The 9,730-nt window shown below is 71.9% G+C and carries 9 protein-coding genes; 5 read left to right on the top strand and 4 right to left on the bottom strand.

Annotated elements, in window-relative coordinates; translation table 11 throughout:
• Positions 1–35 precede the first annotated feature (35 nt).
• Positions 36–1,622, bottom strand: a complete 1,587-nt coding sequence (gene dacB, locus AB0A90_RS06010) for a D-alanyl-D-alanine carboxypeptidase/D-alanyl-D-alanine-endopeptidase (RefSeq protein ID WP_357242318.1) — start codon at positions 1,620–1,622, stop codon at positions 36–38.
• A 67-nt stretch (positions 1,623–1,689) separates the two neighbouring features.
• Positions 1,690–2,406, bottom strand: a complete 717-nt coding sequence (locus AB0A90_RS06015) for an aquaporin (RefSeq protein ID WP_357242321.1) — start codon at positions 2,404–2,406, stop codon at positions 1,690–1,692.
• Positions 2,407–2,720: 314 nt separating this feature from the next.
• On the opposite strand from AB0A90_RS06015, the gene AB0A90_RS06020 reads away from it, so the two are divergent.
• From AB0A90_RS06020 to AB0A90_RS06035, 4 genes are all read left to right on the top strand, one after another.
• Positions 2,721–3,002, top strand: a complete 282-nt coding sequence (locus AB0A90_RS06020) for an adhesin (protein ID WP_355032899.1) — start codon at positions 2,721–2,723, stop codon at positions 3,000–3,002.
• Between the two features lie 62 nt (positions 3,003–3,064).
• Positions 3,065–3,952, top strand: a complete 888-nt coding sequence (locus tag AB0A90_RS06025) for a sulfotransferase domain-containing protein (protein ID WP_357242324.1) — start codon at positions 3,065–3,067, stop codon at positions 3,950–3,952.
• A gap of 277 nt (positions 3,953–4,229) precedes the next feature.
• Positions 4,230–4,622: a cupin domain-containing protein gene (locus AB0A90_RS06030; RefSeq protein WP_357242327.1), complete on the top strand. Its 393-nt coding sequence runs from the start codon at positions 4,230–4,232 to the stop codon at positions 4,620–4,622.
• A 48-nt stretch (positions 4,623–4,670) separates the two neighbouring features.
• A complete protein-coding gene (locus AB0A90_RS06035; protein ID WP_357242330.1) occupies positions 4,671–6,470 on the top strand; it encodes a glycoside hydrolase family 15 protein in 1,800 nt (599 codons plus the stop codon).
• A gap of 1 nt (position 6,471) precedes the next feature.
• Here AB0A90_RS06035 and AB0A90_RS06040 read toward each other — a convergent pair whose 3' ends face one another.
• The gene (locus tag AB0A90_RS06040; RefSeq protein ID WP_357242333.1) at positions 6,472–7,662 is read right to left on the bottom strand and encodes a threonine synthase; all 1,191 of its coding nucleotides are present in this window, start codon (positions 7,660–7,662) and stop codon (positions 6,472–6,474) included.
• Positions 7,663–7,678: 16 nt separating this feature from the next.
• Positions 7,679–8,728, bottom strand: coding sequence for a DNA polymerase ligase N-terminal domain-containing protein (locus AB0A90_RS06045; protein WP_357242336.1), 1,050 nt, complete (start codon positions 8,726–8,728; stop codon positions 7,679–7,681).
• 94 nt (positions 8,729–8,822) lie between these two features.
• Between AB0A90_RS06045 and AB0A90_RS06050 the strand changes: the two genes are divergently transcribed.
• On the top strand, positions 8,823–9,611 hold the full coding sequence (locus tag AB0A90_RS06050; RefSeq protein WP_357242339.1) for an aldo/keto reductase: 789 nt from the start codon (positions 8,823–8,825) through the stop codon (positions 9,609–9,611).
• The last annotated feature ends 119 nt before the right edge of the window (positions 9,612–9,730 follow it).

Here is a 9,730-nt window from a genome sequence, read left to right on the forward strand (position 1 = left end):
GGCCGGGAGGCGTGGATGCGCCTCCCGGCGCCCGCTCAGCAGGTGATCGGCTTGACCCAGGAGCACTCGACGCCCTCCGGGTTCCCGGGCGTCTCCGGCACCGCAGGCGGTGCCATCCGCGCCGTGGTGGCCGCCACGTCCTCGCGGTATCCCGCCAACGCCACGGCGATCTGGTCCTCCAACGGCTTGACCGACGCCGTCAGGTAGTTGTTCAGCAGGATGGAGAACGCCAACAGTCGGCCGTCGGCGCTCGTGACGTAGCCGGAAAGGCCGGAGACACCTGTCAGACTCCCGGTCTTGGCATGCACGTTGCCCGCCGCGGGCGTGTTTGCCATCCGGCTGCGCAGGGTGCCGCCGACGAACCGATCGGGTTGCCCGGCGATCGGCAGTGCCGAATACCAGGTGGCGAACCACGGTTCGGTGCGGACGGCGCTCAGCAGGTCGACGAACTCCGTCGCGGGGACCAGGTTGCGCCGGGACAGCCCGGACCCGTCGCGCTGGCGCAGTTTCCCGGTGTCCACACCGGAGTCGGCCACGTACTCGCTGATCGCGGTCAGTCCGGCCGTCCAGGTGCCCGACCCGGACCGGACCCGTCCGATCTCCTTGGTCAACACCTCGGCGTGGCCGTTGTTGGAGAGTTTGAGGAACGGCGTCATCAGCTCACCCAGACTCATCGACTCGTGCCGCGCCACCGGGTCGGCCGTCTCCGGGGTGGACTGGCCGAGCACGGTCCGGCCGAGCACCCGGACGCCGTGCCGGTGCAGCGCCGCCCGGAACACGTCGGCCGCGTACCCGGCGGGCTCCTCGACGGTCACCCAGTCGCTGGCGGGACTGCCCCCGACGGCGATCTGGCCGGTCACCACGACTGTGTTGTCGCCGTGCTCGCGCTCGATCGAGATCGAGGTCGTGCCCTCGGCGACCGTGCGGGCCCGGTTGTCGATGCGCAGGTACGCGGTGGGCGGGGTGGTGCTGATCTCCGGTGCGGCGCCGGCTCGGGCTGCCGGGGCGGCGTGCACGATCACGGTGCCCGCGTCGTAGTCGGTGCTCGGCGCGACGGTCAGCGCGGACACCTGGGCGGCGTAGTAGTAGGGCTCGTCGTCCCAGGTCCAGTCGGGGCCGAGCCGGGTGCGGTCGTAGCGGGTGTCGTCGGCGACCAGGTTGCCGGCGACCACCCGCACGCCGTCGGCGGCGACCTGCGCGGCGAGCGCGTCGTAGTCCGTGGCGAGCATCGTCGGATCACCTCCGCCGCGAAGGTAGAGGTTGCCGGAGAGCAGGCCCGCGCGGCGCTTGCCGGTGGCGCGTACGTCGGTGCTGAAGCGGTGTCCCGGGCCGAGCAGCTCGAGGGCCGCCGTCGAGGTCAGCAGCTTGGTGTTCGAGGCCGGGATCAGTCGACGGTCACCGTTGCGGTCGTAGAGCGTCTGGCCGGTGCTGGTGTCGACCACGACCACCGATGTCTGCGCCCCGGCAAGCCGGGCGTCGGCGAGGATCGTGTCGATTGTGGCGTTCAGTCGGGTCGTCGCGGGCGTGGGCGACTCGGCCGTGGCGCCGGGCGCTCCGGCGGTGGCCGCGACGGCGACGAGCGTGAGCAGCGCGAGAGCCCGAGGAAAGTGACGGCGATGCATGCGCCGATGCTGTCATGAGGTGTATTCGCCGGAGAAGGGCCTCGGGGCGGGTCCTCGCCGACCCGAACTACGTCGGTCGGCCGACCGACTTGTCGTGACCACCCCAGTAGTGCCGCTGCGCACCCATCACCAACGGTGCGACAAGCGCGGCGAGCGCCCCGCCGAGCAGCGGGAAGACGATGAACACCCAGAGCTGCCGCAACGCCACACCACCCTCGAAGACCGCCGGGCCGAACGCGCGAGCCGGGTTGACCGCGGCGCCGGTCAGCGTCACGCCCACCAGTTGGGTCGCGGCGAGAGCCAACCCGATGGCCAGACCCGCGGTGCCCGGATTCTCGCTACGACTGGTCACCACCAGGACGACAAGCACGAAAAGGAAGGTCAGGATGACCTCCAGCACGGCTGCGCCTCCCCGGTTGATGTGCGCGCCGTAACCGTTCGTGCCCAACGCCCCGGTCTGGTCCGCGACGTCGCCCCAGCGGGTCAACGCCCAGAGCACGAAGGCCGCCACTGTCGCGCCGACGAACTGCGCGATCCAGTACGCCACGGCACCGATCGCCGAGATCTTCCCGGAGAGCAGCACACCGAGCGTCACCGCCGGATTGACGTGGCTCCCGGACAGGGGGCCGATCGTGTAGACGAGGGCGACCATCACGAAGCCGAAGGCCAGAGCGACCACCACCACGCCACCCTGGACCCGCGCGGCGACGGCACTGCCGACCCCGAAGAAGACCAGCAGCAGGGTCCCGAGGAACTCGGCCGCGTACCGACGAAAGTCGCTCATGAACTCAGCGTAAGCGCAGGCCAGATGGCTGTTACCGGAATGGCCGGCCCCGCTGGTCCGGCGTGCGCCGGCCGTCGGTGTGATCGTCACCGAGGTGGCCCCCGGCCCCCGCTCTCGACTGACCTGGCTCTATTTGACGGATGCTCCGCCAGCGGGCACGGTGGTGGTGAAGGGGCCGTCAGCTGCCCCGATTCCATGCGACGGCGACGACCGTTCGCCCTCCTGTCGCCTCCCACGTGCGCTCGTACGCGAGCCGACCGTCCGGTCTGCGCATCATTGCGACCGCGAGCCGAGAATCCACGAGGAGTTCCGAAATGCTCACCATGACCGACAACGCCGTGCTCGTCATCCGTGACCTCGCCAACCAGCAGGACGTCGCCCAGGACGGCGGCGTACGCATCGCCGCCGACACCGAGGCGGGCTCCCTGACCGTCGAGTTGGTGCCCGAGCCGGTGCAGGGCGATCGTGTGGTCGACAACCAGGGCGCCCGGATCTTCCTGGACGAGGACGCCGCCGAGTTGCTCGGTGACGCCTCGGTGGACGCCACCGTCGACGACGAGGGCGTCATCCAGTTCGGCTTCACCGAGCGGCAGTAGGCGCGGCCCGGCGGGTCGGAATTCGGCTGCTCGGGCGTCGGCCCGGCGACTACGCTGCCGCGGTGCCCCCGCCAGCCCACCGGTACCGGTCCACCGACGAGGACAGCGCCCGCTGGACGGGATTCCCGTTCCGCGACGGCGACATCGTGATCAGCACCCGGTCCAAGAGCGGTACGACCTGGATGCAGATGATCTGCGCGCTCCTGGTGCTGGGCACTCCGGAGCTGCCGGCGCCGCTGACCGTGCTGTCACCGTGGCTGGACTGGTTGGTCGAACCACGCGACGACGTGTTCGACCGGCTGGCCGCGCAACCGCACCGACGGTTCATCAAGACGCACACCCCGCTGGACGGCGTGCCGCTCGATCCTCGGGTGCACTACGTGGTGGTGGCCCGGCACCCCCTGGACCTGGCGGTGTCCCTCTATCACCAGGCGGGCAACCTGGACCCGGTGCGCCTCGCCGAGCTGACCGGCGCGCCCGCCCCGACCGGGCCGCCCCGGACAGCGCTGCCGTTGGAGCAGTGGCTGCCGAGCTGGGTCGACCGGGAGGTGGATCCGCGCGCCGACCTGGACTCGCTGCCCGGGGTGATGCTGCACCTGAGCGACGCCTGGGCCCGCCGGCACGACCCGAACATCGAGCTGGTGCACTACGACGACCTGCTTGCCGACCTGGGCGGTGAGATGCGTCGACTCGCCCAACGGTGGGGCATCGCGGTCCCACCGGAACGCTGGTCCGAGCTGGTCGAGGCGGCCACCTTCGGGCGGATGCGGGCGCGGGCGGACCGGCTCGCCCCGGACACGCTCGGCGTGCTGCGCGACCGGCAGCAGTTCTTCCGCCAGGGCACCTCGGGCCAGGGCCGCAACCTGCTGGACTCGGCCGGGCAGGCTCGATATCAGGAGCGGGCGGCGGCGCTGGCCCCGCCCGACCTGCTGCGCTGGCTGCACCGCTAGGCGCACACGAGCGCGCGGCGCCGTCCTCGACAGGGTCGGAACGTCGCCGCGCTCTGGCCGTCTCCCACCACCGCAGCCGTTCGGCGGTACGCCGGCGGGGACCTGGCTCGACCGGCTGTTCGTGCCGGTCCGGTGTCTCGATCCCCGGTCCGGTGGGATCCAAACCCTCCGACCGTGGGGAATTCCACAATTCGCCAGTCCCGGCAGCGTGCAGGGCCAGTTGCCGCCCCGCAACTCCCCTGCGTGGCGCGCCGATGAACGGGGTATGAGCGTGGGCATGGAACATTTCACTATCGCGACCGTTGCCGAGAAGAGTCCGGATTTCCGGCGGGTGCTGTGGACCGGCGAGCACAGCCAGTTGGTCATCATGACCATCCCCGAGGGCGGGGAGATCGGCGAAGAGGTGCACGAGGACGTCGACCAGATCCTGACCTTCGTCAGTGGCGTCGGTGAGGCCCGGGTCGCCGGCTCGAAGCGGAAGGTCGTCTCCGGCGACCTGGTGGTCGTGCCGGCCGGCACCAAGCACAACTTCGTCAACACCGGCCCCAACCCGCTGGTGCTGTACACGGTCTACGGCCCCGCCGAGCACGCCGACAAGGCAGTCCACCGGACCAAGGAGGAGGCCGACGCGGCCGAGGAGGCCGGCAAGGACGAGCCGCCGACCGACTGAGCGGTTGGGCAACGGTCTGATCCGGGCCGATGCGGGTACCCGCGGCGGGTGGAGCAGCAGCCGGCGATCTCCGACTACGGATTCCTCTCGGACTCCCGTTCGGGTGCCCTGGTCGGCAAGGACGGCTCGGTCGACTGGTGGTGTCCGCACCGGTTCGACGGGGCCTCCGTGTTCGGGCGGCTGCTCGACCCGACCGCCGGGCACTTCCGGCTCGCACCGGTTGGCGCCGGTGGCCCGGGGCACCGGGTGGAGCGCGCGTACCGGCCGGGCACGTTGGTGCTGCGCACGGTGCACCACACGCCGCACGGCAGCGTGGCGGTCACCGACGCGCTCGCCGCCGAGATCGGCGCCCGCGCCCACGAGCTGGGGATGAACTCGCCCGCCGTGCTGCTCCGGGTGGTCGAGGGGCTGTCCGGGCGAGTCCGGATGGAGCTGGATTTCGCGCCCCGACCGGAGTACGGCCTGCTCACGCCGTACCTGCACGAGCAGCCGGACGGCGGGGTGCTGGCCGGCGCCGGCCCGGTGGTGCTGGTGCTGCGCGCGCCGGGCCTGCGCCTGCGGGCGGGCCGCGACCGGGTGACGCACGAGTTCGAGGTGTCCACCGGTCAGGTGGTCGGGGTGGACGTGGCGTTCGGTGCCGCGTACGGCGACCCTCCGGCCCGGCTGGATCCGGTAACCGCGCTCGCCGAGACGACGCAGGCCTGGGACGCGTACCGGGACGTGCACGAGTACTCCGGCCGGTACCCCGATCTCGTCCGGCACAGCGCGACGGTCCTGACCGGCCTCACGTACGCCCGCAGCGGCGCGGTCGCCGCGGCGCTGACCACGTCGTTGCCGGAGCGGATCGGCGGCGACCGCAACTACGACTACCGCTACTCCTGGCTGCGGGACTTCTCGTTGACCATGCGCGCGCTGTGGGTGGCGGCCTGCCCGGACGAGGCGTCCCGGCTGTTCGCCTGGGCGTCGCGCTCGATCGGCCGGATCGGCGACGAACCGGTGCCGGTGCTCTTCGGGCTGGAGGGCGAGCGTGACCTGTCCGAGCACCACTGCCACCACCTGCGCGGATACCGCGGCAGCGGGCCGGTCCGGATCGGCAACGACGCCTGGCGGCAGCGGCAGCTCGACGTGCCGGGTGAGGTGATCTCGGCCGTGTGGCGGCTGCGCGACTATCTCGGTGCGCCGTTCGAGGGCGAGTTGCGGGAGATGGTGCTCGGATTGACCGAGCAGGTGGCGGCGACGTGGCACCTGCCGGACCGGGGCATGTGGGAGACCCGCGACGAGGAGCGCCACTACCTGTCGTCAAAGGTGATCTGCTGGCTGACGCTGGACCGGGCGGTGGGACTCGCCGACCGGCTCGGCGAGCGGGCGGACCCGCAGCGCTGGGCGCGGGTGCGCGACGAGATCCGCGAGACCGTGCTGCGCGAGGGGTGGAACGAACGGATCGGGGCGTTCACCGGTGCCTTCGGGTCGGCGGAGCTGGACGCCTCCGCGCTGACCCTGCCCGTGGCGCACTTCCTGCCCGCGACCGACCCGCGGATGCGCTCGACGATGGAGATGGTGGAGCGGGAACTGGGCACGGACGGCGGGCTGGTCCGACGATGGTCGACCGACCCGGGCGGGTTTCTGCTGTGTTCGTTCTGGCTGGTGGAGTGCCTGGTCATGGCGGGCGAGCCGGAGCGGGCCGAGGCGCTGTTCGAGCGGGTGGTGGGGTACGCCAACGACGTGGGGTTGTTCAGCGAGCAGATCGACCTGACCAGTGGGGAGCAACTCGGCAACACCCCGCAGGCGCTCTCCCACGTCGGGCTGATCAACGCGGCCTGGCGGTTGACCGCGCCGGGCAGCTACTGAGTCAGACCAGCACCGGTACGCCGGACACGTCGACCGTGTCCGGATACTTCAGCCCGGCGCCGGTGTTGAGCACCACCACCCGCTCACCGGCCCGGATCCACCCGCCGGCGCGCAGTTGCCGCGCCGCGGTCAGGCAGGCCGCCCCCTCCGGGCAGAGCAGCAACCCCTCCCGGCCGGCGAAGTCCCGAAGGTCGGCCAGGATGTCCGCGTCGTCGACCGCGACAGCGGTGCCGGAGGACTCCCGCAGCGCCGCCAGGATCAGCTCGTCGCCCAGCGGGGCGGGCACGGTGATGCCGAACGCCACCGTGTGCGCGTCCGCCCAGGGCCGCGCCCGGTCCTCACCGGCGGCGAACGCCCGCACGATGGGTGCGCAGCCGGTCGACTGCACCGCCACCAGCCGGGGCAGCTTGTCGCCGATCCAGCCCAGCTCGCGCAGCTCGTGCAGCGCCTTGTGGATGCCGATCAACCCGACCCCACCGCCGGTCGGGTAGATGATCACGTCGGGCGCCTGCCAACCGAGCTGCTCGACGATCTCGTACCCCATCGTCTTCTTGCCCTCCAGCCGGTAGGGCTCGCGCAGTGTGCCGGCGTCGAAGATCGCCCCGTTCGACTCCGCGATCAGCTCGGCGACCCGCCGGCCGGCGTCGCTGATCAGCCCGTCGATCAGGCGCAGGTCGGCCCCCGCGGCGACGCACTCGCGCCGGCAGATGCTCGGGGCCTCCAGCGGCATGACGATTGTCGCGCCCATCCCGGCGCGCGCGGCGTACGTCGCCCAGGCCGACCCGGCGTTGCCGTTGGTGGGCATCGCGATCCGCTCGACCCCCAGCTCACGGGCCCGGCTCACGCCGACCGCCGCGCCGCGCGCCTTGAACGAGCCGGTCGGGATCAACCCCTCGTCCTTGACCATCAGCTCCGCGATGCCGATCTCGGCGCCGTACGCCGGGGTGCGCAGCAGCGGCGTCCAACCCTCGCCGAGCGTCGTGACGTGCCGTGGGTCGCCGACCGGCAGCACCTCCCGGTAGCGCCACAGGTCGGCCGGGCGCAACCCGAACCGTTCCGGGGTGACCGCCTTCGCCACCGCCGGCAGGTCGTAGCGGGCCAGCAGCGGGGAGCCGCACGCGCAGAGGTTGCGCAGCTCGTCGGCGGAGTGCTCCCTGCCGCAGCGCGGGCAGTCCAGGTGGGTCAGGTACACATCGCTCCTCGCCGTTTCAGACCGCGTCGATGCTCAACCAGCGCCGGCTGCGCCGCCCCGGCTCGTACACCGAGTCGAGCCGCTTGGCGACCACGCCCGGTAGGCCCTGCTCCCGCCCGGTGCGCAGGGCCTCGTCGCCCGCGCCCGGGAACCATGGCGGAGTCTGCCAGTGCACACCGGCCAAGGCCAGCCCTTCGAGCAGCTCCCGGCGTTGCGCGTACGGCACGTCGACGCTGCTCACACCCTCCAGCCAGAGCAGGTCGACGATCAGGTACTGGGCGCCGGCGGGCACCCGACTGCCGCTGGCCGGGCGGACCGGGCGGACCCGACCGGCGCCGTCGATGCGCACCAGCACACCGTCGAGCACCGCCTCGGTGGGTGCGAGCGCCTCGGCCATCGCCCGCAACCACGGGTGACCGCCGGTGATCTCCTCGTCGGTCTCGGAGAGCAACCGCAGCCGCCCACCGGAGACGTACGCCATCGCCCGGACGCCGTCCCAGCGCAGCTCGTACCCCCAGGCGGCACGGTCGCGGGGGAGCCCGGCGGCGGCCGTGGTGTGCATCGGGCGGATCAGGTCGGGTATCGGCGTCCAACCCGGCGGCGCGGGGTCGGTCCGTCGGACCATCCAGTCCCGTCCTGAAGTGGCGAAGAGGACGTACCGGCCGGCGGTCCGATCACCGGAGAGGGTCACGATCACCTCGTCGTCGCGCCACTTCTCACACCGGTAGGTGCCCCGGTCGTGGATCAGCATCCGGCCGCCGCCGTACTCACCCGAGGGAATCTCGCCGGCGAAGTCGAGGTATTCCATCGGGTGATCCTCGGTGTGCACGGCGAGGTGGTTGCGACCCGGATCGCGGGGCAGGCCGCGCGGCACCGCCCAGGACGCCAGCACCCCCTGGTGCTCCAGGCGCAGGTCCCAGTGCAGGCTCCGGGCGTGGTGCTGCTGGATGACGAAGCGCGCGGTGTCGCCGTCGGCCCCGGGTGTCGCGGGGGTCCGCGCCGGCACCGGCTCCGGCGTACGGGCCGCGTCCCGTCGTCGCCGGTACTCCTCCAGCCGGTCGGTCACACAGGCATTCTGCGGCACACCGGATCGGTGCGCTGGATGCCGGAGTGTCCGGTTCGCTCGGCGGGCGGGCGCTCGGCGGGGTAGAACGGACCTCATGGACCTCACCGACCAGCCCACCGTCCTGCTCCCGGGCGACGTCCGGATGCCCCTGCTCGGCTTCGGCACCTGGCAGGCCACCGGCCAGGCCGGTTACGACGCGGTGCTGGCCGCGCTCGACACCGGCTACCGGCACGTCGACACCGCCACCGTGTACGGCAACGAGCGCGAGGTCGGCCGGGCCGTGCAGGAGAGCGGGCTGCGCCGGGAGGACGTCTTCATCACCACCAAGCTGCCGCCGAACCGGGTGGGCCAGGAGCGGGCGACGTTGGAGGCCAGCCTGGAGGCGCTCGGCGTCGACCAGGTGGACCTCTGGTTGATCCACTGGCCGCCGTCGTCACCGTCGGACAGCATCCCGCTCTGGCGTGAGCTGCTGGCGGCCCGGGACGAGAACCTCGTCCGGGCGGTGGGTGTCAGCAACTACAGCACCGGGCAGATCGACGAACTGATCCAGTCGACCGAGGAGAACCCGGCGGTCAACCAGATCGAGTGGAGTCCGGCGCTGTACGACCGGCAGCGGCACGCCGAGCACCGGGACCGGGGCGTGGTGCTGGAGGGTTACAGCCCGTTCAAGACCAGCGACCTCAGCGACCCGGTGCTGACCAGGATCGCTGCCGCGCACGGGGTCTCGCCGGCGCAGGTGGTGCTGCGGTGGCACATCGACCACGAGATCGTGGCGATCCCGAAGTCGGTCACCCCGGAGCGGATCACCGCCAACTTCGACGTCTTCCACTTCTCGCTCACGGCGGAGGAGATGCGCGACATCGACGCGCTCGGCGAGGTCTGAAGCGGCTTCGTTCACATCAGGCCGGTGCCGTGCCCGAGCAGGGGCTGCTCGCGGCCCGCCCCCCCCGGCCGGGAGGCGGAGGAGGGGGTTGTGGTGAGTGGGGGGGTTTTTGTGGTGGG

The organism is Micromonospora sp. NPDC049204 (genome assembly GCF_040647935.1).
Taxonomy (GTDB): Bacteria; Actinomycetota; Actinomycetes; order Mycobacteriales; family Micromonosporaceae; genus Micromonospora.